The organism is Pyxidicoccus fallax (assembly GCF_012933655.1).
In the GTDB taxonomy this organism is placed as follows: domain Bacteria; phylum Myxococcota; class Myxococcia; order Myxococcales; family Myxococcaceae; genus Myxococcus; species Myxococcus fallax.
On record NZ_JABBJJ010000183.1, the window covers coordinates 1 to 25,268 of the forward strand.

Annotated in this window: 17 protein-coding genes; 15 read left to right on the plus strand and 2 right to left on the minus strand. The window is 69.4% G+C overall.

Annotation, left to right across the window (positions count from 1 at the left end; translation table 11 throughout):
* Nucleotides 1-698 precede the first annotated feature (698 nt).
* Nucleotides 699-2,396: a hypothetical protein gene (locus HG543_RS31795; protein ID WP_169348671.1), complete on the plus strand. Its 1,698-nt coding sequence runs from the start codon at nt 699-701 to the stop codon at nt 2,394-2,396.
* A 12-nt stretch (nt 2,397-2,408) separates the two neighbouring features.
* Here the strand turns inward: HG543_RS31795 and HG543_RS31800 are convergent, their stop codons facing one another.
* A complete protein-coding gene (locus HG543_RS31800) occupies nt 2,409-3,071 on the minus strand; it encodes a GNAT family N-acetyltransferase (protein ID WP_169348672.1) in 663 nt (220 codons plus the stop codon).
* A 101-nt stretch (nt 3,072-3,172) separates the two neighbouring features.
* On the opposite strand from HG543_RS31800, the gene HG543_RS31805 reads away from it, so the two are divergent.
* The 3 genes from HG543_RS31805 (at nt 3,173) to HG543_RS31815 (ending at nt 5,927) form a co-directional block, all read left to right on the plus strand.
* Nucleotides 3,173-4,174: a bile acid:sodium symporter family protein gene (locus HG543_RS31805; RefSeq protein WP_169348673.1), complete on the plus strand. Its 1,002-nt coding sequence runs from the start codon at nt 3,173-3,175 to the stop codon at nt 4,172-4,174.
* Nucleotides 4,175-4,393: 219 nt separating this feature from the next.
* Entirely contained in the window at nt 4,394-4,645 is a 252-nt protein-coding gene (locus HG543_RS31810; protein WP_169348674.1) for a hypothetical protein, read from the plus strand.
* Between the two features lie 163 nt (nt 4,646-4,808).
* Nucleotides 4,809-5,927, plus strand: coding sequence for an oxygenase MpaB family protein (locus tag HG543_RS31815; protein ID WP_343073484.1), 1,119 nt, complete (start codon nt 4,809-4,811; stop codon nt 5,925-5,927).
* A gap of 34 nt (nt 5,928-5,961) precedes the next feature.
* Here the strand turns inward: HG543_RS31815 and HG543_RS31820 are convergent, their stop codons facing one another.
* Nucleotides 5,962-7,767, minus strand: coding sequence for a right-handed parallel beta-helix repeat-containing protein (locus HG543_RS31820; RefSeq protein WP_246357438.1), 1,806 nt, complete (start codon nt 7,765-7,767; stop codon nt 5,962-5,964).
* Between the two features lie 264 nt (nt 7,768-8,031).
* Between HG543_RS31820 and HG543_RS31825 the strand changes: the two genes are divergently transcribed.
* The 11 genes from HG543_RS31825 to HG543_RS31870 form a co-directional block, all read left to right on the plus strand.
* Nucleotides 8,032-8,964, plus strand: coding sequence for a bifunctional helix-turn-helix transcriptional regulator/GNAT family N-acetyltransferase (locus tag HG543_RS31825; protein WP_169348676.1), 933 nt, complete (start codon nt 8,032-8,034; stop codon nt 8,962-8,964).
* Between the two features lie 206 nt (nt 8,965-9,170).
* A complete protein-coding gene (locus tag HG543_RS31830; protein ID WP_211194291.1) occupies nt 9,171-10,682 on the plus strand; it encodes a DUF8189 domain-containing protein in 1,512 nt (503 codons plus the stop codon).
* A gap of 142 nt (nt 10,683-10,824) precedes the next feature.
* On the plus strand, nt 10,825-11,553 hold the full coding sequence (locus HG543_RS31835) for an SDR family NAD(P)-dependent oxidoreductase (RefSeq protein WP_169348677.1): 729 nt from the start codon (nt 10,825-10,827) through the stop codon (nt 11,551-11,553).
* Nucleotides 11,554-11,579: 26 nt separating this feature from the next.
* Nucleotides 11,580-11,630, plus strand: a complete 51-nt coding sequence (locus tag HG543_RS55700) for a hypothetical protein (protein ID WP_246357441.1) — start codon at nt 11,580-11,582, stop codon at nt 11,628-11,630.
* A 129-nt stretch (nt 11,631-11,759) separates the two neighbouring features.
* On the plus strand, nt 11,760-12,359 hold the full coding sequence (brxE, locus tag HG543_RS31840) for a BREX-6 system BrxE protein (protein WP_169348678.1): 600 nt from the start codon (nt 11,760-11,762) through the stop codon (nt 12,357-12,359).
* The gene (locus HG543_RS31845) at nt 12,346-13,077 is read left to right on the plus strand and encodes a DUF1819 family protein (protein WP_211194292.1); all 732 of its coding nucleotides are present in this window, start codon (nt 12,346-12,348) and stop codon (nt 13,075-13,077) included. The genes brxE and HG543_RS31845 overlap by 14 nt, the downstream gene beginning before the upstream one ends.
* Entirely contained in the window at nt 13,074-13,712 is a 639-nt protein-coding gene (locus tag HG543_RS31850) for a BREX protein BrxB domain-containing protein (protein WP_169348679.1), read from the plus strand. Before HG543_RS31845 ends, HG543_RS31850 begins: the two co-directional genes overlap by 4 nt.
* A 14-nt stretch (nt 13,713-13,726) precedes the next feature.
* Complete coding sequence (gene brxC, locus HG543_RS31855) at nt 13,727-17,338, plus strand: BREX system P-loop protein BrxC (protein WP_169348680.1); 3,612 nt, start codon at nt 13,727-13,729, stop codon at nt 17,336-17,338.
* The gene (pglX, locus tag HG543_RS31860) at nt 17,335-21,312 is read left to right on the plus strand and encodes a BREX-6 system adenine-specific DNA-methyltransferase PglX (RefSeq protein ID WP_169348681.1); all 3,978 of its coding nucleotides are present in this window, start codon (nt 17,335-17,337) and stop codon (nt 21,310-21,312) included. The genes brxC and pglX overlap by 4 nt, the downstream gene beginning before the upstream one ends.
* On the plus strand, nt 21,309-24,197 hold the full coding sequence (pglZ, locus tag HG543_RS31865; protein ID WP_169348682.1) for a BREX-6 system phosphatase PglZ: 2,889 nt from the start codon (nt 21,309-21,311) through the stop codon (nt 24,195-24,197). Before pglX ends, pglZ begins: the two co-directional genes overlap by 4 nt.
* A gap of 56 nt (nt 24,198-24,253) precedes the next feature.
* The coding region (locus HG543_RS31870) for a serine/threonine-protein kinase (RefSeq protein ID WP_246357439.1) at nt 24,254-25,268 on the plus strand (1,015 nt) is incomplete at its 3' end.

The window sequence follows — 25,268 nt, forward strand, 5'->3', positions numbered from 1 at the left end:
CTCGCTGGAGGAATCATTCCTCCACGGCGACCCTTCTACCGGAGGGGGCTGACATGCCAGGGAGGATGGGGCCCACGCCCGGTGAGGACCTGGTGGGTCCTCCAGCTGCGTGCACTTCGTTCCAGCCGTAGGTGGCCGAGGCAGGGGCCTGACACACGCGCGGGGCCAGGAGCCACGGGAGGACATCTGGAGTCCCGGCTCGTGCGCCCTCGATGCAGTCATGGGAGGAGAGCATCGGATGTCCCGGCTCGTACTCGCTGGAGGCAGTCTTGGGAGGGCATCGGGTGTCCCCGGTCCGTGCGCTCCCTCGATGCGTGGGCGGGACAGGGCTGTCCTGAAGAAGGCGGCACCGGAAGCGGCACCTCCACCTCCGGCGCCCTGCGCTGGAGTTTCCGCGGGGGCGCCAGGTGGAGCTTCACGTCCACGCGCTCTCCATCCCGTCCGCTTCGACGAATCCGGAGCGCGGAAGTGCACGCCGCGGAGAGAAGGGGCGGCGCTGGAAGGACGATTGTGTAACGTGGCTACCCCGTGGAGACGACAGCACCTCTCGGATTTCCCTGACGCAGGTTGGCGAGCCCCTCATGTCGGAATCAGCAACGGGAGCGAGAGCGGACGAACAACCGCGACAGGCCGAGGTTTCCCAGGCTCGTGCGTGGTGGCGATGGCCCCGCTCGTGGGTCCTGGCCCTGGGGCTCGGCGTGCTGGTGTCACTGCCCTCGCTGACCGTGGGGCTGCTGCTCGATGACCTGCTCCACCGGCTCATCCTCTCCGGGCAGCTCCGCGAGTTCGGCGACTGGGGACCGCTGACGCTCTATGAGTTCGTGGGCACGGAGGGCACGCCACCGTCGGGGCTCCGCGAGTCGGGACTCCTACCGTGGTGGACCTCGGACGGGCTGTCCGTGCGCTTCTTCCGGCCGCTGACGAGCGCCCTGCTCACCCTGGATACCTGGCTGTTCGGTCAGGCGCCCTTCCCCGCCCACCTCCACAGCCTGGCGTGGTTCCTGGGCATGGTGACCGTGGTCGGATGGCTGCACCGGCGCCTGCTCCCCGCGCCGCAGGCGGGCGTGGCCACCGTGGCGTACGCCGTCGCCGCGGCGCACCTGATGCCCGTGGCGTGGATCGCCGCGCGGCACCCGCTCATCTCCGGCTCGCTGGGGCTGCTCGCCCTCGCGTCCTGGCTTCGCGCCCGCGAGGACGGCTGGAGGCCCGGCCGTGTCCTGGCCGTGCTGCTGATGGCCGTGGCGCTGCTCAGCGGTGAGCCGGCGCTGGGCGCGGTGGCGCTGCTTGGCGCGTATGAGCTGTTCGGCCGCCGGGAGGGCTTCCGCCGCGCGGTCCTCGCGCTGGTGCCCTTCGTCGTGCTCGTGGGGGCGTACCTCGCCTTCTATGCGTCCCGGCGCTACGGCGCGCGGGGCAGCGCCGCGTACCTGGACCCCGCCTCCGAGCCGGTGGCGTTCCTCGGCACCGTGGCCGAGCGCATCCTCATCCTCCTCGGCGAGCTGGTGGCGGGGACGCCCTCGGATGCCGCCTCGGCCGTTCCGCCCCTGCATCCGGCCTTCGCCGCGTGGGGAGCGCTCGTCACCGTCGCGGCCCTGCTGCTGCTGCGCTCCGTCTGGAGCCGGCTCTCGGAGCAGGAGCGGCGCACGCTGCGCTGGTTGCTGCCCGGGGGGCTGGCGGCGGCCCTTCCAGGAGCCATCGGCGTCATCGGTGGCCGGGTGTTGATGGTGCCGCTGCTGGCGGGCGGCGCCCTGGGGGCGGTGCTCATGGTCCGAGGCTGGGAGGCCGCCCGAGAGCCGGGCCGGGCGCGCCTCGCGCGAGGCCTGCTGAAGGTCGCGGTCGTCGGGCTCGTGCTCGGGCAGTTCGTCGTCGGGCCGCTGTTCCGGATGACGGCGGGCTTCGGGCTGGGGCAGATCGCGGACGCGCAGTGGCGCATCGCCCGCGAGGCGCCCCCCTGTGAAGGCACCCTCGTCATGGTGGCGGCGGCCGACCCCAGCGTCGCCACCTACGCTCCCGCCGCCATGCTGCTCCAGGGCCGCGCACCGCGCCGGTTCCTGCTGCTCAGCGCCGCGCCCCACGACCACTCCCTGGAGCGCACGTCGGCCACGGGCCTGGACCTCGTGGTGCGGACGGACACGCGCAAGCTCGGCTTCTGGGAACAGATGTACCGGGACGTGCCACCGGCTCCCGGGGCCGAGGTGCGGATGGAGGGCCTGCACGTCACCGTCCTCGACTCCAACGAGGTCGGCCCCATGCGCATGCACTTCGAGTTCGACCGCCCGCTGGAGTCCCCCGACCTGTGCTTCGTCACGTGGCGCGACGGTGCCCTGCATCCCCTGGCCCTACCGCCCCCAGGACAGGGCGTGCCGGTGCCGCACAGCCCGGGCCCCATGAGGCTGTGAGCGGGCGCCGTCCTACCCCGCCGCGCCGGGAGTCCGCGCGGCCGGCTCGTCCGCGAGCACCTCCGGCGGTCGCCACATGAACCACTGGGGCGGCCCGCCGTCGAAGCACGGCTCCTCCAATTGCACCTGGAAGCCAAAGCCCAGGTACCAGTCGCGATTGGAGCCCTTCGCCGTCTCCAGGAAGCACGGGTCGCCCTTCTCCGCGGCCAACGCCAGCCCCTGCTTCATCAGCCGGACGCCGAGCCCCTTCCCCTGATACGCGGGGTCGACGGCGATGGTGGCGAGGTACCAGTGCGGCGGCGAATGCGGGTGGGAGCGCTCGAGCCGCGCGAGGGCCTGCAGGGCCAGCCGGGCCCGCGAGGGATAGTGGCGGAGGCCCGCCCACACCGTGGGCAGGAACCGCGCCTGACGGCCGAGCGACTGGGGAAAGGCCCCGGGCCGGAGCCAGGCCGCGACGCCGGCCAGCTTTCCATCATCCACGGCGGCGTGGACCGTGCCGTGCTCCAGGCAGTCGATGACGGTCGCGCTGTAGAAGCGCGAGGACACCTTCGCGCGCCGGGAGGACTCGCCGGGGAACAGCTCCGCGAGGAACGGGTAGTCGTCGAACGCGCGGGCGCACATGGGGCCCACCTGGTCGAGCAGTCCTCGGTCCAGCTCCTGGAAGGTCACGGTCATGGCGGAGCGCGACGATAGCACTCCCCGCGTGAGCGCCCTCGGACCGGAGGCGTGGTGAAGTCGGTGGAGGTCGCGCGCGGCTCGGAGTATTGAGCCGGGCCATGGCCCTTCATGTCGTGAAGCGTCTCGCGCGGGACTGGTTCCTGGTGGGAATGGTCGCCGCCGTCGTGCTCGCGGCGCTCTTTCCCGATATCGGCCGAACAGGCGGGCCGATGCACGCGGACGTTGTCGCCAACGTGGGCATCTTCCTGGTGTTCCTCCTGTACGGTCTGGGGCTGCCGCTGGCGAACCTGAAGGCCGGCATCATGAAGTGGCGGCTGCACGTGGTGGTGCAGGCGTTCACCTTCGTCGTCTTCCCCCTGCTGTGGCTGCTGCTCGACGCGGCGGTGGGCCGGTGGCTCCCGGCCGACCTGACCCTGGGCTTCCTGTACCTGTGCGCGGTGCCATCCACCATCTCCTCCTCGGTGGCGATGACGGGGCTGGCGCGTGGCAACGTGGCGGCGGCCATCTTCAACGCGAGCCTGTCGAGCCTGCTCGGCGTCGTGCTCACGCCGCTCATCGTCAGCCTGCTGGCGACGACGACGGGGCAGTCGCTCTCGCTGGGGGACGCCATCCTCAAGCTGGCGGGGCTGCTGCTGCTGCCGCTGGTCATCGGCCAGCTGCTCCGGCCGGTGCTGGGGGGCTGGTTCGCGCGCTACCGGCGCTACACGAGCATGTTCGACCGGGTGTTCATCCTGGTGCTGGTCTACGCGTCGTTCTGTGACTCGGTGGAGTCGGGGCTGTTCACGAACTATGGCGGCGGCATCCTGGCGGTGACGCTCGGGGGCGCGGCGCTCTTCCTGGCGCTGGTGCTGACGCTGAGCACGACGGTGACGCGCTCGCTGGGGTTCGTGAAGGAGGACGAGATTGCCGCCGTGTTCTGCGGCTCCAAGAAGACGCTGGCCTCCGGCGTGCCGATGGCGCGGCTCATCTTCGGCGCGCATCCGGGGCTGGGGCTCATCGTCCTGCCGCTCATGTTCTACCACCAGCTCCAACTGCTCGTGTGCTCGGTGCTGGCCGAGCGCTACGCCAGCCGCGAGGCGGCTCCCGCGGCGCAGGAGTGAGTGTCAGCCGGGCCGCGGCATCGTCGCGGGGCAACGGGCGAGCGCGGGCGGGTGAATTCTCACTGGCAGTCCGGCACCTGCTGTCTCCCCGCGGGTTCTTTCGAGGCCGAGCCGGCAGTCCCGCGTGAGCCTACGACAGCTGGCATGAAGACTGCTCTGGGTGCTCCGAAGCATGCGGTCGCATCTCGCACCGCGGCGCTCGTACCTGGAGATTTCGTCATGAAGAAGCTCGTCGTGGCTCTGGTCCTCGTCGTGACCCCTGCTTTCGCGGGTCAGGCCAGTCCTGCCGCCGCGGAGTCCAAGACCGCTCCCGCGCAGGGCAGTGCCGACTCCCAGATGAAGAAGGCTTCGAACGCGGAGCAGGGAGCGGAAGCGGGGCCGGGGGGCGAGGGAGGAAAGGGCAAGGGGAAAGGCAAGGGCAAGGGCAAGGGCAAGGGGAAAGGCAAGGGCGGGGAAGAAGGGGCGGAATAGCGCCGGTCGTTGATCCACGGCGCTGTGTGGCGGACACGTCATTGACACGTCAGCCACGTGTCAGCGCGCCACATCCACCTTCCCCCGACGTCGTCGACTCCTCCCCCCCATGTCTTCATCATCGAATGCATCTTCTTCCACCCGTGGTCGCTGGACCGACGAGGTGCTCGAACCCTTCCGCGCCATGGGCGAGCCCCTGGCGGATGCGGTCATCCAGCAGGTCTTCGCCAACAACGAGGTGGAGACCGTCAACCGCATGATGCGGAGCCTCCACTCGAACGTGCACCTGGTGCCCGCGGAGCTGCCGGACGCGCTGGAGGACTACCTCAACCAGACGGACGACTGGCCCGAGTGGGCCGACCCGGAGAAGGTCGTTCTGGGCCAGCGGCTCTTCGCGCGCTACGGCATGCAGATGACCCTGGCCTACTTCACCTGGTCCCTGCCCTCCTGCTACGGGTGGGCCAAGGCGGCCAAGGTGCTGACCTGGACGGGCGGCATCGACAAGAACGTGCACCGCCGCATCCTCGAGACGGCGCAGTTCGTCCTCGACGTGATGGCCGAGGGCGGCCTCGGGCCCAAGGGGTTCGGGGTGCGCACGGCGCAGAAGATCCGCCTGCTGCACGCCACCATCCGCTACCACGTGGGGAGGGACCCCAAGTGGCGGGCATCCGAGTGGGGCACCCCGGCCAACCAGGAGGACCACGTCGCGACGCTCCTGACGCTGGCCCTGGTTCCCCGGGTGTTGACGAAGCTCGGGCTCGACTTCACCCGGGAGGAGGAGGACGCGTACTTCCACTGCTGGAGGGTGATTGGACACTTCCTGGGCATCCACGCCGACCTGCTGCCGCGCGACCTGGAAGATGCCGAGCACCTCTGGGAGGCCATCCAGCAGCGTCAGGTGAGGCCCTCGGAGGATGGCGTCGCGCTGAACAAGGCGCTCGTCGAGTTCCTGAAGTCGCGCATCCCCGGCACGATGATGGACGGCGTCGTGGTGGCGACGATGCGCGAGCTGTGCAGCGAGGCGGTGGCTGACGCCGTGGGGCTCGAGAAGACGGACTGGACCCGCCACCTGATGGGCCCGATGCGGTGGATGTTCTCCCTGTCCGACGAGGTGCAGGACCAGTCGGGGTTCGCGGCGAAGATCTCCGCCTCCCTGTCGCGCAAGTTGCTGGAGGGGCTGCACTCCTCCGAGACGGGCGGCGGCCGGGTGACGTTCCGCATCCCCCAGTCGCTCCAGGACTCGTGGAACCTCGCGACCACCGAGGAGAAGAAGGCCGGCTGAGCTGACCGGTCAGCGTCGGCCTCCGCCCACCCCCTCAGGGGCGAGGGCCGTACACCGGCAATGCCGCGCCCGCCTCGTAGGCCCCGAGGTCGGGTGCTCCGCCACTGAAACCGTCGGTAATGCCTGGAATGACCTGGCCCGCATTCTCCGCGGCCGAGCCCGCGCGGAGGCGCAGGTCCGGCGCCGCGTACCTCGTCATGGGCGCGGCCGGATAGGCCAGCGTCGCCGCGAAGACCCCGAGGTCCACCTGCACCGCGTGCTGCTCCGTGGTGTTGGCGCGCAGCGAGCCGAGGCTGTTGAAGCTGGCGCCCCCCCAGGTGCCGGTGAAGGTGCCAGTGGTGGAGCCCAGCCCGTCATGGTCCATGCTGGAGCCGGAGGTGACCAGGTCGGCGAGCGCCAGCACGCGCCCCGAGCCGCTGCTGTAACCATTGAAGCTCGCGCCCGGGCCTCCGATGAACAGGTTGTTGCGGGTGTACAGGCGTCCTACCGGCCGGCCCGCGTAGATGCCGAGCGCGTCACCGTTCTTCACCACGGTGTTGTGCAGCAGCACGTCCCCCGAGCTGCCCCGGTAGAGTTTGAAGGCCAGGTGGACCGCGTTGTAGACGGCGTTCCGCACGAAGTACGTCGGCCCACCCAGGCCCGGCTGTGACGACAGCGCGATGAAGTTGTTGCTCAGCCGGTTGCGCAGGATGCGGCAGTTGTGGAAGCAGAAGTCCGCCTCGATGCCGTCATCCGCGTTGCCGTCGAGGTCGTTGTTCAGGATGTCGATGCTGAACTGGTCGGCGGCCTCGTCGTCCTCCAGCAGGGAGATGCCATCGCGGAAGCCGGCGACGCGGTTGTGAAGGATGACGTGGCCCGGACCGGTGACGGCGATGCCCTCGCCCAGGTTGTCGCCGTCCACGCCGAGCGAGGACTCGGCCCACGCGGTGAGCCCGGTCACCACGTTGTCCGCGATGTAGGCATTCTCCGCGCGGAGGAAGGTCACGATGCCGTCTCCCCCGTAGGTGCTGCTGGCGTTGAGGGTGCAGCGGGTGATGGCGATGTGGTTCGAGCCATTGAAGCGGATGCGCCCGTTGACCGTGAGCCCGTCCAGGTGCACGTAGCTCCGATTGAACAGGTTGATCTGCCCATTGACGACGGCGCCCGTCGTGCCCCGGATGACGATGGGCCTGCCGGCGGCGCCACTCCTGGACCAGTCGAAGCCACTGTAGGTCCCCGCTCCGAGCTGGAGGATGTCGCCCGGCTGGGCGCTCGCGGCCACCGTGGTGAAGGTGGCCGGTGTCACGGCCTTGACCGGAGCCCCCACCATTGGAGCAGGCACCGCACGGGTGGTGGCGCTCACCGTGCGCGTGAGCGTCCCTCCCTCCGGGTCCGTGAGCGTCAGCTCCAGCTCGTAGGCCGTCCCCGGCTGAAGCTCGAACACGCTGCCCGAGTGCCGGCTGCCCCAGCTGAACCCCTCGTTGTCACCCGCGGGCACACGGCGCAGCGGCATGGAGTCGCGCCACATACCGCCCGTGGGCCGGTAGCGGACCGTGACGACGCCGTTGGCGTTGGCGTCCCCGCTGAAAGGCCACTCCACCGTCAGGTGGTGCAGCGTCGGGTACGGCACGCTGACCGCGCCAGCCACGGTGGCGTTGGCGCCGCCGGTGCCTGCATCGGTGCCCCCCGGGGAGCCCGCATCGGTGCCCCCATCCGGAAGGAGGGTGCCTGCGTCCACGCTGGCATCCACGGGGTCCTCGGGAGTGCCACCATCCTCCCGGTCATCCCCTCCCCCACCGCACCCCAGCCACACCAGCACCCCGACCGACAGCCCCAGCTTCAGCAACGCATGACGATTCATACACTCTCGCAACGCGGCAAGCTGGCGCTGACCGCGGGACATGGAAGTGCCGATGCTTCGTTCGCTCGGCGAAGGCGCGAGGAACAACTCAGCATGGAGCGCCACGCACCTGCAATCCGGTTTCCAGAAGGACGCCCGCCGCGCGGGAGGGCACGGAAGGCAACGGGCTGACACGCCGAGTGCCGGCGCCCAGATGGTTGCCTCTGGCAACCAATTCATTGACAATGGCAACGAACTGGAACGCGCGGACAAGAGGACCCGGACATGGCCCAGGGAGCACGTGAGCGGAGCGTGGCGGCGGTGCGGCACTTCAACCGCTTCTATACGCAGAAGATTGGCATCCTCGACGAGGGGCACCTGCGAAGCGACTTCTCGCTCACCGAGGTGCGGGTGCTCTACGAGCTGGCGAACCGCGAGAAGCCCACGGCGGCGGAGCTGAGCCGCGAGCTGGGGCTGGACCCGGGGTATCTCAGCCGCGTGCTGCGCGCCTTCGGAACGAAGGGACTGGTGGCCCGGGAGCCCTCGGAGAAGGACGGCCGCCAGAGCCTGGTCCGACTGACGCGGCGGGGCCAGGACGCCTTCGCCGCGCTCGACAGGCGCTCCAGCGAGGAGGTCTCCGCGCTGCTGTCCCGGCTGTCCCCCGCCCGCCAGCGGCGCCTGTTGGAGGCGATGCACACCATCGAGGAGCTGCTCGGTGGGAGGATGGAGCCGGAGAAGGCGCCCTACCTGCTCCGGCAGCACCGGCCCGGCGACATGGGCTGGGTCATCCAGCGCCACGGCGTGCTGTACGCCCAGGAGTACGGCTGGGACGAGCGCTTCGAGGCGCTGGTCGCCAGCATCGCCGCGAAGTTCATCCAGGAGCTCGACCCGAAGCGGGAGCGCTGCTGGATTGCCGAGCGGGACGGCGAGAACGTGGGCTCGGTGTTCCTCGTCCAGGAATCGAAGACGGTGGCGAAGCTGCGCCTGCTGCTCGTGGAGCCGTCCGCGCGCGGGCTCGGAATCGGCTCGCGACTGGTGGACGAGTGCGTGCGCTTCGCTCGCGAGGCTGGCTACCGCAAGGTGCGCCTGTGGACCAACGACGTGCTCCACGCCGCCCGCCGCGTCTACGAACAGGCTGGCTTCGTCCTCGTCCACTCCGAGCCGCACCACAGCTTCGGACACGGCCTCGTCGGTGAGACGTGGGAGCTGAGGCTGTGAGCCGCCCCAGGAGGTCGCCGTCTCCTCCAGGCTGCTCGCCCAACCCGCGTTCTCGCCCCTCGTCCCACCTCGACCAGCGAGGTTGGGAAAACGAGTAGGACTTGCAAAACACGTTTAACTTCTGGCAGAAGCCCGCCCGCCTCTCTCCCTCGACGCAGGGATCATTGGGGATCCCGTCCTGGGGGAGGACGGACGGAGAAGGACACATGTCGATTGGAAACGCACCCCACAGGGGGCCGGCGCTGCTCGTCGCGCTGGGACTGGGGCTGGGCTCGCTGGCTGGCTGCGGCGAGGGAATGGAGCCGCTCGAGCCCACCGCGTCGTCCACCGTGCCCGCGGAGTCGCTGGGCAGCAACCCGGCGGACCTCTACGTGGCGTCCAGCACGCTGTGGCGGCCGATGAACGTGCCCGTGTGCTGGGAGAACCCGGGAGCCAACGCGCAGCAGCGTCAGTGGGTGCGCGACGCGGTGGCGCGCACGTGGGAGGCGCGCTCCGGCGTGCGCTTCACCGGCTGGGGCACCTGCCCCGCCACGTCCTCGGGCATCCGCATCACCATCAGCGACACCGGCCCGCACGTGAAGGCGCTGGGCAACCGGCTCAACGGCATGGCCCAGGGCATGGTGCTCAACTTCACCTTCAACAACTGGAGCACCTCCTGCCGCAGCCAGCTCCAGTACTGCATCGACGCCATCGCGGTGCACGAGTTCGGCCACGCCATGGGCTTCGCCCACGAGCAGAACCGCCCGGACCGGCCGTCCACCTGCACCGAGCCCGCGCAGGGCTCCTCGGGTGACTGGCTCATTGGCCCGTGGGACCTGAGCTCGGTGATGAACTACTGCAATCCGCAGTGGAACGGGAACGGCAACCTCAGCGCCACGGACCAGGAGGGCGCGCGCCTCACCTACGGCGTGACCTGGGAGTCGCTCGGTGGAGGTCTCGTCGGAAGCCCGAGCGCGACCTCGTGGGGCTCCGGCCACCTGGACATCTATGTCCGGGGCACCGACAACGCTCTGTGGCACCGCTGGTTCGGCAACAACGCCTGGTCCGGCTGGGAGTCGCTGGGCGGCACGCTGGCCTCCGAGCCCGCGGCGGTGGCCTGGTCCGAGGGCCGCATCGACGTCTTCGCCCGGGGCACCGACGGTTCGCTCATCCACAAGTGGCACGACAACGGAGTCTGGTCCGGCTGGGAATCGCTGGGCGGCCAGATTGTCGGCAAGCCCGCGGTGGTGTCGTGGGCCCCGGGTCACCTGGATGTCTACGTCCGCGGCACCGACAACGGCCTGCACCACCGCTGGTTCGGCACCAACGGCTGGTCCGACTGGGAGTGGCTCGGCGGTGAGCTGACCTCCGAGCCCTCCGTGGCGTCCTGGGCCGAGGGCCGCATCGACGTCTTCGCGCGGGGCACCGACGGCTCACTCCTCCACAAGTGGTACGACACTGGAACCTGGTTCGGCTGGGAGTCGCTGGGCGGCACGCTGGTCGGCGGCCCCTCGGCGGTGTCGTGGGGCGCGGGCCACCTGGACGTCTACGTCCGGGGTGCCGACAACGCCCTGCACCACCGCTGGTTCGGCAACAACGCCTGGTCCGGGTGGGAGTGGCTCGGCGGTGAGCTGACGTCCGCCCCGTCCGCGGCGAGCTGGGGCACCGGGCGCCTCGACGTCTTCTACCGGGGTCCGGACACCTCGCTCCGTCACTCCTGGTTCAACAACGGCTGGTAGTCACGGCACGTGAAGCCCGGGAAGCGCAAGCTCGCGCTCCCGGGTCTTCCGTGTTCCTTGCTGGATGGGAGCCCCGGTTTGTGCGGCGGTGCTCCCTCCTGCTTTCCTGCGCGCATCTCTCCCCTTTCAACTGGAGACACACATGGGCGCGCTGGATGGAAAGCTCGCAGTCGTCACGGGTGGTGGTTCGGGCATCGGCTTCGCCGTCGCGGAGCGGTTCGTCCGCGAGGGCGCGGAGGTGGTGATTGCCGGCCGGCGCAAGGAACGCCTGGACGCCGCGGTGGCGCAGCTCGGCCCCAAGGCGCGCGGCATCCAGACGGACGTGGGTGACGAGGAGCAGGTGAAGCGGCTCATCGACTCCGTGCCCCGCGTGGACGTGCTGGTGACGATGGCGGGCGGTGCCGTGTTCGGCGCGCTGGAGGAGGTCCCGATGAAGGCCTGGCGCGACCTGTTCAACGACCGGTACTTCGGCCAGCTCGCCTGCTGCCGGTACGCCGTCTCGAAGATGGCGCAGGGCAGCTCCATCCTCCTGCACTCCGGCATCGCCGGCCATGCCGCCCTGCCGAACTACGCGGGCGGCGCGGGCCTGTGCGGCGCCGTCAACGCCATGGGCCGCTCGCTCGCCATCGAGCTGGCTCCCAGGGGCATCCGCGTCAACGTCCTCTCCCCCGGCCTGACGCGCGACACCGCGCTCGACTGGGGCGTGCCGCCCGAGCAGATGGACGCCTTCATGGGCGCCTTCGTGGGCCGCATCCCCCTCAAGCGCCCCGGCACCGTCCACGACATGGCCGACGCCGCCTTCTTCCTCACGACGAACGCCTACGCCACCGGCATGGTCATCGACCTCGACGGCGGGTGGACCGCGGTCTGAACAACCCCGCCCACCTGGACGCGCTCATGCGGGTCTACGAGCGCTTCCCGGCAATCGGCGGGCGCTCGGCGCATTGAGCCCTCTGTACTGAGCTGTGGAACGTGCCGATGTCGGCCGCTACCCACCCGAAACCCTGACTCACGGTGAACCCCTGAGTCCAAGGTTCTGCCGGCCTGTAACGGCGTGGTTCTGGTAGAACCGCCGCCATGGCGCGCGGCCTGTCCCCTGACCAACTGGATGAGATTCTGGCCCTTCAGCTCGTGCTCGCGTGGGCGGGCGAGTCGCCGGGCGGGGAGCATCCCCGGCTCGGCTGGTGGAAGACAGACCTCATCGACCTGGACGGAGGTGGCGACCTCTGGCGCCGCCTACTCCCCCGCACTCAACGCTGGGCGGGGCTGGATGCCGCCCGTCGCGCGGCGCTGCGGGTCGATGAGCGGCTGCGCCGTGAAAACGCCCGGGCCGACATCATGCTCACCCTCTTCCACTTCGGATTCGAGCTGGATGAGGCCCTGGACGAGCGGCTCGCGCACCACAAGCTCGAAGCCCACCCTCCCGTCGAGGTGCTCCCTCTTCTCCAGGTCATCGACGCACCCCTGAACCGCGCGGAGCTCCTCTCCCGGCTCTCCAGCCCCGGCCTCGACCTCTCCTTCAAGAAGGTCACCCCCGAAGGCCGCCAGCTCAAGCCACACGACGGAGAGGGCGCCGTCTTCCAGGCGCGGAGGTTCGCCGCGGTCATGCTGACCGAGCCCCCCGCGACCTACCCTCTCCCCTTCATCCTCTCCGAGGCGAATCTTGCCGGGCGCTGAAGTGACCGCGTTCCACACGCGCATCCTGCGACTCACGCTGGCGGTGCAGGAGTCACGTGCCTACTGGGAAGCCGTCGACCCGGAGGTCCGCGGGCAGGCCCGTGTCGAGCGTGCGTTCTCCGAACGCTGGTTCGGCAACAAGAGCTTCGCCCGGGTGAAGCTCCTGCTCGCCAACTTCGCGGTCCGCTTCGATGCCTACCCCGAGGCGCTCGCGGCGCTGCGGCGCTGGCGTCCGGCGGATCCCGGCACCCGCCCGCTCATCTGCCACTGGCACCTGCAGCTCGCGGATCCGCTCTACCGCGAGTTCACCGGGGACTGGCTTCCGTCCCGTCTCGCCGAGGGCCGCAAGGAGTTCGACTCCGACACCGTCGCACGCTGGGTCGGCGCGCGCCCCAACGCCGCGTGGGCTCCCGCCACGCGCTACGGCTTCGCCACCAAGCTCATCCGCGCCGCGGACGAGGCGGGGCTCGTCTCCGCCGGCCAGGGCTCCCGCACCGCGCAGTTCCCCCAGGTCCCCGACGAGGCGCTGGGCTACCTGGTCCGCCTCCTCCAGCTCGTCACCCACACCGGCGGCTGGGAGGACAACCCCTACCTGCGCTCCGTGGGCCTCACCCACGACACCGTGGACGCCCGCCTGCGCCGGCTTCCCGACGTCACCTACCGCCGCATGGGCTCCCTGGTGGAGCTGCATGCCAGCCCCCTGGGAGCCATGGGATGACCGCGGAGCTCTTCTCCACCGAGGGCGTGGACGGCGCCGTCGACGCGCTCGAGCGCGACCTGACCGCCCCGGGCGGCCCGCGCATCAGCACGATGCGCAACCACAACTTCGCCATCCTCGTCTACCCGCCGCGAAGGGAGTTCCAGCTCCGCCAGCGGCTGCGGACCCTGGTGGGCCGGCTCGAATCCAATGACTGGGCGGTGCTCTCCATCGCGCTGCACCAGGTCCTCTTCGACAGGCTCCGTGCCCAGCTCGGCGAGGAGGAGCTCCAGGCCCTGGTGGAGCGGGAGCGCCGCCTCCACGCCCTCTCCCCCGAGCGCGCCATGAACGACCTCCGGAAGACGCTCGCCCGCCACATCGACGGGGCGGACGGACTGGCGGCCGACCTCGAGCAGCGCATCAAGGCCTTCCGTGAGCAGCACCCCGTCGACCCGGACCGCACGCTGGTGCTGCTGGGCCGCATTGGCGCGCTCTACCCGTTCTTCCGTACGTCCGCCCTGCTCAAGCACCTGGGGGGACGCACCGAGAAGGTCCCCGTCGTGCTGCTCTACCCAGGTGTGCAGCGAGACGGCGGCCTGTCGTTCATGCAGGAGCTGGAGCCCGACCGCGACTACCGGCCGCGCATCTACGCCTGAAGGAGTCCTTCGTCTTGAAGATCGCCGACCTCTTCGCTCGCGACGTCACGCGTGACATCCCGCCGGTCGTCTACTTCCACGAGCAGAGCCCCGAGAAGCTCGCCGACGAGGTGAGCGAGTACATCATCACCGGCGGCTACCCCGAGTCCGACGAGCGCCACCGCCGCGTGCCCATGGGCATCCACGAGCAGTACGTCCGCCTGCTCACGCACATCGCCCGCGAGCTGGACAAGAAGCCGGGCCCGGAGCTGCCCGCCTCGTGGATCTCCGGCTTCTACGGCTCCGGCAAGTCGAGCTTCGCCAAGCTCCTCGGCCTCGCGCTGGACGGCCGCGTCCTGCCGGACGGCCGGACGCTCGCCGACGCCCTCCTCGCCCGCGACGAGTCACCGGACCGCAAGGCGCTGGTGGAGGCGTGGGAGCACCTGTCGCGCAAGGTGGACCCGCTCGCCGTCGTCTTCGACATCGGCGGCGAGGCGAACGACGGGGAGCACATCCACTCCGCCATTGCCCGGATGGTGCAGCAGCGGCTCGGCTACAGCACGGACCCGCTCGTGGCGGACGCCGAGCTGCGCCTGGAGAAGGACCAGCAGTGGGAGCACTTCCTGGAGGTGGCCCGCCGGACGCTCGGCCGCGAGTGGAGCGAGGTGCGCACGTCCGCGCGGGCGGATGAGCACTTCTCCCGCGTCATCAGCGTGATGGACCCGGCCACGTACACCAGCACCATGAGCTGGTTCGACAGCCGCGTCGGCACGTCGCGCCACACGGGCCTGAGCTCCGCGGAGACGGTGCGCAACCTGGAGCTGATGCTCGCGCGCCGCGCGCCCGGCAAGACGCTCTTCGTCGTCGTGGACGAGGTCAGCCAGTACGTCCACCAGAACGAGGACCGGATGCTCAAGCTGCAGAGCTTCGTCTCGGAGCTGGGCCAGCGCCTCAAGGGCAAGGCGTGGCTGCTGGCCACCGGCCAGCAGAAGCTGGAGGAGGCCTCCGCCACGGATGCCATCGGCAAGCTGAAGGACCGCTTCCCGCCGTCGCTCCGCGTCCACCTCGCCACCACCAACATCCGCGACGTCGTCCACCGGCGCCTGCTGAAGAAGCACCGCGACCGCGAGCCGGAGCTGCGGCGCCTCTTCGGCCTGCACGGCGCGCAGCTCAAGCTGTTCGGCTACGAGTGCGGTGGCCTCACCGAGGAGGACTTCGTCGAGGTCTACCCCATGCTCCCGGGCCAGGTGGACCTGCTGATGTCGCTGACCACCAGCCTCCGCCAGCGCTCCACCCGCACCCAGGGCGACGACTACGCCATCCGCGGCCTCCTCCAGCTGTTGGGCGAGCTCTTCCGGGAGCACAAGCTGGCCACGCGGGACGTGGGCGCGCTCGTCACGCTGGACCTCATCTACGACGTCCAGCAGACCGCGTTCGACTCCGAGATGCAGGCGGCCATGGCGCGCATCCTCTCCACCCAGGCGCTCGCCGACGACGTCTGGGCCCGCAGGGTGGCCAAGGCCATCGCGCTGCTGGAGCTCAACAACGACAAGGTCAGCGTCACCGCGGAGCTGATCGCCGCGTGCCTGTACTCGCGGCTCGGGGATGGCAATCCGCTGAACGACGTGAAGCCGGCGCTGGAGAAGCTGCGCACCCTCAACCTGGTCGGGTTCTCGGAGAAGGAGGGCTATAAAATCCAGAGCTCCGCCGGCCAGGAGTGGCAGAGCGAGCGCGAGGACGTGACGGTCGGCATCGACGACCGCCACCGGCTGGTGCGCGAGAAGCTGGCGGAGCTGATGCGCGACCCGGAGCGCCCGCGCATGAAGGGCCGCGCCTTCTACTGGGCCGCCTTCCTCTCCGACGGGCGGTCGCTGAAGGACGAGCGGCTCCTCAACCCGGGCGACGAGGCCGCGGTGACGCTGGACTTCCGCTTCTTCTCGGGGAAGGCGGACCGCTCCACCGCGGAGTGGATCAAGCGCAGCTCCGAGAAGCAGCTCGAGGACCGCATCGTCTGGGTGGCGGCGGAGAGCGACCTCGGGGACACGCTGAAGGAACTCGGCCAGAGCCGGGGGATGATTGCCCGGTACCAGCCCCGCAAGGCGTCCATGTCCAAGGAGAAGCAGCGGCTGCTCTTCGACGAGGAGATCCGCGCCGAGGACCTGGAGAAGAAGGCACGCCTCGCGGTGGAGCGCGCGTTCGTGGAGGGCGACCTCTACTTCCGCGGGGAGCACCGGCCGGCGAAGGACTACGGGAGCACCTTCAACACCATCATGTCCTCGGTGGGCAGCGCCCGCCTCCCGGAGCTCTACACCCAGCACACCGACGTGGCGGTGACGGACAAGGAGCTGGAGCAGCTGCTCGCGCCGGCGCTGGCCGGCGTCTCGCCGAAGTTCCTCGACCAGGGCCTGGGCCTCCTCACCCAGGACGGAGGACACTTCCTGCCGACCTGCCAGGGCACGGTGCCGCTGGCCATCCTCGCCTACGTGGACAAGCACGATGGCACGGCGGGCAGCGTGCTCCTGCAGGACTTCGCGCGCCCCCCGTATGGCTACCCGGCGGACGTGGTCCGCGCGTGCCTGCTGGCGCTGCTCCGCGCGCGCAAGGTGAAGGTGAAGACGGAGGACGGGACGGTCCTCACCTCGCCCATGGACGCCAGCGCGCGGGAGGTGTTCCTCCAGATCACGAAGCTCAAGCGCGCCAGCCTGTTCCCCAACCGCGACACCACGGTGACGCCGAGGGACCGGACGGCGATGCGGCGCTTCTTCGAGCTGCTCGGCAAGGACGTGGAGCCCGTCGACGAGGCGCTGGCCGCCGCCGTCTTCGAGCACTTCGCCCCACTCCGCGAGCGGCTCCGCGTGCTGGAGCAGCGCTTCAGCCAGCTCCCGGGGCGGCCCGCGCCGGAGGAGCCGCTCCAGAAGCTGGCCTCCTCGCTGGAGTCCTGCCGCCGGGTGCGTGACATCGACCCCACGGTGCGGGCGCTCAAGGAGGCCCTGCCCGCGCTGCAGGAGGGAACCCAGCTCCTCAACCGGCTCCTCACGGACCTGTCCGAGGACGTCGTCCAGCGGGTCCGTGCCGCCGCGGACGTCCGGGACCACCTGGCCCGGCAGTTGGAGAAGGACGGCTCCGCGGGCCCGGTGGCGGAGGACATCCAGGCGGTGGAGGCCCAGCTCAACGGGCGGCGGCCCTGGGTGGACCTGGGCGCCATCGACGCGCCGCTGGAGCGCATCCGCGCGCACTACAAGCTCCGGCGCGGGCAGCTCCTGGAGGACCAGGAGCGGCGGGCCGAGGCCGTCCGCGCACGGCTGCGCCAGCGGGCCGGGTTCGAGAAGCTCGACGACGACGAGACGCACCAGGTGTTCCGCCCCATTGGACAGGCGCTGGCGCGCAGCACGGCCGACGCCACCGCGCCCACGCTGTACGAGCTGCGCATGGACTTCCTCCAGCGGCTCGGCAAGGCGGCGGAGGACGCGGAGGCCCTCCTGGACGAGCTCGTCTCCGCGAAGGACCAGAAGCCGGTGGCCCGGGTGGAGTTCCAGCTCCGCGGGCGCGAAATCGAGACCGAGGATGACCTTGAGCGGCTGCTCGGGGAGATCCGTGAGCGCGTCAAGCAGCAGCTCGCGCGCGGGCACAAAGTGAGGCTTGGATGACCAGCAATCCTTCTGCGCGGCTCACGCCCGAATCGAAGGCCGCGCTCCGGAAGACCATCCGGGAGCTGCGGGAGGTGCTCCGCGAGGAGCTGCTCGCCTACGCGAAGCAGCGCTACCTGCTGGACCTCGCCCTGCCCAAGGCGCGCCTGACCCAGGCCATGCACGAGCGGCGGCGCCGGCTGGAGTCCGCGCTCACCGAGCGCGCGGCGGAGGAAGGCGGCACGAAGGAGGCTCGCGAGCGGGCGCTGGACAACGCCATCAAGGAGGCGGGCGCCACGCTCCTGAACCGCCTGGTGCTCATCCGGCACCTGGAGGCGGTGGAGCTGTCCAAGCCGCCGGTGGTGACGGGCGGCTGGCGCAGCAGGGGCTACCAGCAGTTCCGTGAGTTCGCTCCGGGGCTGATTGCCGATGAGACGCAGGGGTACGGCCTCCTGCTCCAGCTCCTCTTCGACGAGCTGTCGGCGAGCCTCCCCGGCCTGTTTGGCGACGTGGGGCTCACGTCCCTCTTCCCTCCTTCGCCCTCCACGCTGCGCAAGGTCATCGAGGCGCTCGACGAGGTGCCGGCGGAGGCGTGGCGCGACGACATGACGCTCGGCTGGGTCTATCAGTACTGGAACGACCCGGACCGCGAGGCGCTGGATGCGAAGCTGCACGAGCGCGGGAAGCTGGAGCCGCATGAGATTGCGTCGAAGACGCAGATGTTCACCGAGCGGTACATGGTGGAGTGGCTGCTCCACAACTCGCTCGGCCCCACCTGGCTGGCGATGTGCCGGAAGAACGGGTGGACGGCGGATGTGGAGAAACACGGCGTCCTGATGGACCTGGACGACCGCCGGGCGGAGTGGCGCAAGAAGCGCGAGGCCGGCGAGGTCGCGCTGGATGCGCTCATGCCCATCAACGGGCCGCTGGAGGAGGCGTGGAAGTACTACGTGCCCCAGCCCCTGCCTGAAGAGGTGGTGAAGCACGCGCCCTCCTCCATCCGGGAACTCAAGCTGCTGGACCCAGCGTGCGGCAGCGGCCACTTCCTAGTCGTGGCTTTTGACCTGCTCGCGGAACTCTACCGGGAAGAGGCCCGGCACCGAGGCGAGAGCTGGTCGGACCGGCAGATCGCCGAGTGGATTCTGGAGAACAACCTGCACGGCGTGGACATCGACCCGCGCGCGGTGCAGATCGCCGCGGCGGCGATCTTCCTCAAGGCGCGCACGCTCGCGAGGGATGCCTCGCCACGGCAGGTGAACCTGGTTGCTCCCGCGCTGCGTCTGTCGGCGCTCGATCGGAAGGACCCGGCGCTGCTGAAGCTGGAGCGGGACATTGAGCTAGAGACCGGCATTCCGCCGGAGTTGACCCGGCAGTTGATGGATGTGCTCGCGGGCGTGGACCACCTGGGCACGCTGCTCAAGGTCGGTGACGCCGTGGACCGGGCCATTGAGGCCTACCAGGGCAAGCTCGGGAAGCCGCGCAGGCAGGGAGAGCTGTTCGCGGACGTGGGGGCGGAGAAGCGGATTGATATCGGCAAGGAGGATGCGAAGAAGATCATCCTCGGCCGACTGAACGCGTTCCTGATGGATCACGCGGGTGAAGAGGATCTGGGGCTTCGGCTGCGGGGGCAGCAACTGACGGCAGGGCTCCGGTTCGCCAGCATCGTCCGCGAGGGCGAGTACCACTTGGTCGTCGCAAATCCTCCGTACCAGGGCACTTCGCGGATGAAGAATACCGGGTACGTCTCCAAGCACTACCCACGCGGGAAAGCGGACCTGTATGCCGCGTTCCTAGAGCGGGGACCAGAACTGTGCCGCGCAGGCGGTGCGTCCGCGATGGTGACGATGAGAAGCTGGATGTTCTTGAGCGGGTTCACTGCGCTGCGAGAACACCTATTGCACACATATGATCTGCGAGTAATTGGCGATATCGATCGCGGCGCGTTCGAAGAGGTCCCAAATGAAGTTCTCGCCACGGCGATGTCGGTGTTTCGCAGGTTGCCACCCTCTCTCGAATATAGCGTCGCGATACAACCCACGCCGCTTGGCGACAAATCGTACGACCGCAATCGAACCGCCCGAAAGCGCGCAGCCACTCTGGCACAGGTGGCGCGTCATGATTTCGTTGTAACCCATCTCAACGCAGTTGATTCAAAGCCCCTGCTGTACTGGTGGACATCTGAACGACTCAAGAAATACGCAAGTGCCCCAAAGCTGAAAGCAGTCGCGCCAGCAGCAAGTGGGCTCGCGACTCAAGACAATACACGTTTCCTACGAAAACCCTGGGAAGTCGCCGCAAGCTCCCTGTTCTGGAGCAGGGAAGAGCGCCACCCTCCGCCAAATGCCTCGTGGGTTCCGTATGTAAAAGGCGCAGAAGGAAACCACTGGTTCGAGCCAGTGTCGTTTATCATCCGCTGGCACCGATACGCGGTTGAGTTAAAAGTCTGGATTGACGACTACAAGCGCAAAATTCCGGGACAGTACATCAAGAACGAGCGTCACTACTTTCAGCGCGGAATTGCATTTACCGCAGTGGGAGCCGATTTTGCGGCCAGGTCGCACTGGTCACCTGGCGTTTTTGGTGCAATGGGCTCTTCAGTGTTTCCACCTCGGCAACAGCACGCGCAGGTCCTTTGTCTGCTCAATAGCGCCGACGCACGCGACACACTGAAGTCGCTCAATCCTTCGCTTCATTTCGAAGTATCGGACGTCAATCGTCTCCCGGTAGCCCCAATAGTCAATGCGGAGCTGATTGTTTCGACGCTCTCAGCCGAGTTTGAGAAGGCTGAGCGGGCAAGGGAGACCTCAGTCGAGTTTTGCGCCCCCGCGCCCCATTCCTGGGATGCGACTCAACAATGGGCTCGGGAGATGATTGATGGTAACGGACACGCACCCGTTCAGCATGATTCCACAACTCAGCCAAATCCAGTCCAGCACCTTTCCTTTCGCCTAGGCGTTGCGCTTGGCCGGTTTGATCCTGACGGGAAAGGAATTCAGTCGAAAGCGCCCCCCCTATCTCTCAAGGATGGGATTCTGTTCTGCACCGAGCGCTCGCAGCTCGGTCTGAATTCACTGCATGGATTGCAGGACGAGTGGAGACAGCATGCATCTAACTTCGACGCCGAAACGCTCGACCAATGGCTCCGCGACGACTTCTTCGACTACCACCGCAAGCTTTACGAAAACCGGCCCATCTACTTCCCACTGACATCCACAAAGAAGGCATTCGTCGCGTTCATCTCCATTCATCGGTGGACTGACTCAACCCTGAGCATCCTCCTCGCCGAACACCTCCTCCCCGAGCAGAAATCGCTCCAGGGTGCTCTCGTGGACCTCCAGGAGGCGCGCAAGTCTCCGGACAGGAGGGTCCGTTCCGAAGCCGAGAGGCACTACGCCCAGCACAAGAAGTGGCTAGAGGAACTGGAGGAGTTCATCCAGAAGGTGCGTGAGGTTGCTGAGAAGGGCCCTCCTCCGCCGGACGACAAGACCCCGCCCCGCGAAGTGGACGCGCCCTACCGCATGGACCTCGACGACGGGGTCATGGTGAACAGCGCCGCACTGTGGCCGCTGTTGGAGCCCATGTGGAAGGACCCGAAGAAGTGGTGGAAGGAGCTCGCCACCGCGAAGGGCCGGAAGGACTACGACTGGTCCCACCTCGCCGCCCGCTACTTCCCTGACCGCGTGGACGCGAAGTGCCGGAAGGACCCGTCGCTCGCCGTAGCCCACGGCTGCTTCTGGAAGTACCACCCAGAGAAGGCCTACCAGTGGGAGCTCCGGCTCAAGGACGAGATCGACCGGGACTTCAAGCTGGAGGAGAAGGACGCGGACGCCCTGCGCGCCGCCTTCCTCGATCAGCAGTCCGCGCGAGCCCGTGAAATCGAAGCAGCGGAGCAGGCTCGGCGCGAGCGCAAGGCCCGCAGGCAGGACCAGGAGGAACTCGACCTGTCCGAATCCGAGGGTGACGAAGGCGAGGATGAGGAGGCAATGACGGAATGAGCACCCCCTCTGGGCCTGTCAGCGCCTTCCTCGAACAGAAGCTCCTCGCCACGCTGAACGACAAGAAGCTCGTCCTCTGGCTGGACGCGGAGGGCACGTACACGGCGTTCGTCGATGAGCTGCGCAAGCGGCTCGAGGCCCGGCGGTTCCCGGTGCCGGTGCTCGCGTTCAGAGGCAGCTTCCTGGAGCTGATGCTCGCGCTCGAAAACGAGGGCACCCCGCTCGACAAGCCGCTCCTGCTCGTCCACGTCCCTGGCTACAACAACCTCCCCTCGCAGCAGAGCCCCAGCTCGGTGCGCGGCACTCCCCTGCTGGAGCTGTATTCGAGCGCGCACCTCTTCCAGCAGAACCTCGTCTCGCTCGTCTCCGATGCCGCCAACGGGCGCCGCCCCCTGGCGGACATCGAGGCGTTCGTGGCCGCTCCCGGGCTGTCGCTCGCGTCCGCCGACGCGTGGCTTGCTGACTCCGGCGCGCCAGCGGTGGACACCCACGCCGAGTCGATCTCGCGCCTGAGCGCCCCGGAGCTCGTCAACCGGTTGACCGGAACGGACGCCGCCAATCTCCAGGAAGTCCAGTCCGCCTTGCGTGCCCACGCCGAGACGCTCTTCGGCACCGACGCCGAGTGGTTCAAGTTCGTTCCCGAGCTGACCGAGGGCGTCATCGCCTGGATTCTCTGCGTCGAGTTCGTCCACGACCTCCGCCGGCCGCCGCGCCACCCGGCACTCGCCCGGCTCAAGGACCTGCCGGAGAAGACGGTCCAGCGGTGCCAGCAGGAGGCCGCCCGCCTCCGCCAGCAGCAACAGGAGCAATACCGGACGTGGGCGCTCGGCGTGGAGAGCTGGCTGCGCGACCCGGAGAACACCGAGCCGAAGGACCTGGGCCGCATCGACACCTTCCAGTTCGAAGCGCTCACCATCTACCGGGGCGCGGTGCAGGCGCTCGCCGACGGCGATTACGCCCAGGCCTTGCGCTGGGTCGAGGCCCACGAGGCGAGCCAGGGCTTCTGGGTGCGGCAGGAGGTGCCCCGCCAGTGGGCGTGGACGCTGGTGGGCGACGCGGCCCGCCTGGGAGTCGCGCTGCAAGGCGCCCCACGTCCCCTGGAGCGCGTCACCGGGTTGGAGGAGGCCGTCCAATGCTACACGGAGGCCGCCGCCCCCGTGGACCTGGCCCACCGCCACTTCGAGCAGCGCCACGCCGCGCTGTACGGACCGCTCCTGCCGGAGCTAACCGCCCTCGACCAGGCCTTCGAGCGGCTGCGCTTCGCGTGGGCGGACTGGGCGAACCAGCTCGCGAGGGACTTCGCGCGCGTCTGCCACGAGCATGGCGCCCTCCCCCCTCCCGAGCTGCGGCAGCGCAACCTGTTCGACCAGGCCGTCCTGCCGCTACTGGGCCAGGACGAGAAGGTGGCCCTGTTCCTCCTCGACGCGCTCCGCTTCGAGATGGCCCTAGAGCTGCGCGACGAGCTGCTGGGCGGTGGCGTCCAAGTGGACCTGCGCGCCCGGCTGGCCGAGCTGCCCACCGTCACCTCCGTGGGAATGAATGTCCTGGCGCCCATCGAGCGCGACGGCCGGCTCACCCCCATCCTGAAGGACGGCCGCTTCACCGGCTTCCGCACCAGGGAATCCTCCGTCACGCGCCCCGACGACCGGGTGAAGGCGATGGGCACGCGGCTGGCCGGGAAGGACCCCGTCCATCTCTCGCTGGCGGAGGTGGGCGAGCTGTCGGCCGCCACCCTGAAGAACAAGGTCCGCCGCGCGTCCCTCGTCGTCGTGCACGGCACGGAGATAGACCAGGCCGGAGAGAGCGACTTCGGCGTCCGCATCTTCGGGAGCCTCATCCGCGACATCGCCGCCGCGCGGCACCAGCTGGAGCTGGCCGGGGTGCAGCAGTTCGTCTTCACGTCGGACCACGGCTTCCTGCTCCAGCGCGGCGTCCGGACGCAGCAGGGCTTCGGCTCGCGTGGGCAGGCGGACAGGCGCTACGTCCTCAGCGACACCGAGCGGACGGACACGGGCCACCTGTGCGTGCCGCTCTCGGCGCTCCACTATGAGGCCCCGGGCTTCCTGGTGTTTCGGGAGGACACCGCGGAGTACGACGCGGGGCGCCCGCCGGGCTCGTTTACGCATGGGGGGAACTCGCTCCAGGAGCGCGTCATCCCGGTGCTGCACGTCTCGCGCAAGCGCGCCGCCGCGGACACGGGGCTGCGCTTCGCGCTGGAGTGCGAGCCCGCCAGCGCGGCCATGGGCGTGCAGCGGCTCAAGGTGCGAGTGGTTCCCGCGCGGCGGAGCGGACAGGCGCCCCTGGACTTCGCCAGCTCGCAGCCGGTGGACGTGATGATGCGGGTGGCGGACGGCTCGGACGTGCGGATGGTGGTGAAGGACGTGGTGGGCGCGGAGGCCGTCGTCCAGCCCACGGGCTTCCGCCTGCGGCCGGGGACGGGCGAATGGGCGGAGGTGTACTTCGTCCTCGAGGGCGCGGTGAACGACCGGCTCCCCATCGAGCTCGCGCTGTCGGGAGACCCGGCCATGAAGGTCTCCCCGGCGACCACCTACCCTGTCTCCTACGTGCCCGTGGCGCGCAAGGAGCCGGAGGCACGCGAGCCCGTGGCCGAGGCCGCCCCCGCACCGGCGCCCGTGGTCCCCCCCGCGCCGCCGCCCAGGACCGCGGGCGGCTGGGGCGAGACGCTGGGCGATCCGGACGCAGGCAGGGTGTTCGACCACCTGCAGCAGTTCGGCAGCGTGAACGAGGCGGAACTCGTCCAACTGCTGGGGCACCCACGCAAGGCCCGCGCCTTCGCCGCGCGCTTCGACACGTTCCGGGACAAGCTCACCTTCGACGTCCAGGTGGTCATCACCGCGGACGGCAAGCGCTATCAGCGGCTTTGAGCGACAGCGGGCCGCTGTCACGGCATCGAACCGCGCACCTGTTCGCGAGGCACCGCATGCAGCCTGCTCTCTTGAATCCCGCGCGCCTTCCCTTCGGAACGAAGGTGGGCCCCTGGCGCGTGCTGGAGCGGCGCGGCGTGGGGGCCTACGGCGCCGTCTACCATGCCATCCGCGCGGAGCCGGGGACCTCCGGCCCCGTGGCCCTCAAGCTGGCCCTGCACCCTCGCGACGAGCGCTTCGCGCGCGAGGTGGAGCTGCTCTCCCGCATCCGCCACCCCAACGTCCCACGCCTCGTGGACCATGGCGTCTGGCAACCGCCGGAGGGACTCGCCTACCCCTATCTCGCCATGGAGCTGATTGACGGCGTGTCGCTGTACGAGTGGGTACGGGAGCACCGCCCCTCCTCGCGGCAGGTGCTCCAGGTCATCGCCCGGCTCGCGCGGGCCCTGGCGGCGACGCATGCCGCAGGAGGCGTTCACCGGGACGTCAAGGGCGACAACACGCTCGTCAGCGACGCGGACGGCCGCGTCTTCCTCACCGACTTCGGCTCCGGGCACTACGTTGGCGCAGCCACCCTCACCCCGCCGCCGTTTCCTCCCGGCACGCCGGCCTACCGCTCTCCGGAGGCCTGGCGTTCCGTGCGGCTTCCCCTGCGTGAGCCCATCGTCCCCTACGCGCCCGGACCGGCGGATGACGTCTTCGCGCTGGGCGTCACCACCTTCCGGCTCGTCACCGGCGAGTACCCCTCCGGCGAGGCCCCGGCGTCCTCTTCCGCGCACGTCGAGGGCGCCGGCCCGCCGTCCGCGCGAGCGCTCAATTCCCGCTGCCACGAGGCGCTGGATGAGTTGACGTCCCGGATGCTCTCCGTGAGCCCCGAGGCCCGTGGCGGTGCCCACGAGCTGGCCGAGGTGCTGGAAGCCGCCGCGCACGAGGCGGGGCCCGAGGCGGATGTACCGCTCTTCGAGCCGGAGCCGGCTCGACCCGTGGAGGCCCCCGCCCCGCGCCGGTACGTCGCGCCTCCATCACCTCGGCGCTCCAGACGCCGCTGGAGCGTGGCGGCCGGGTTGGGAG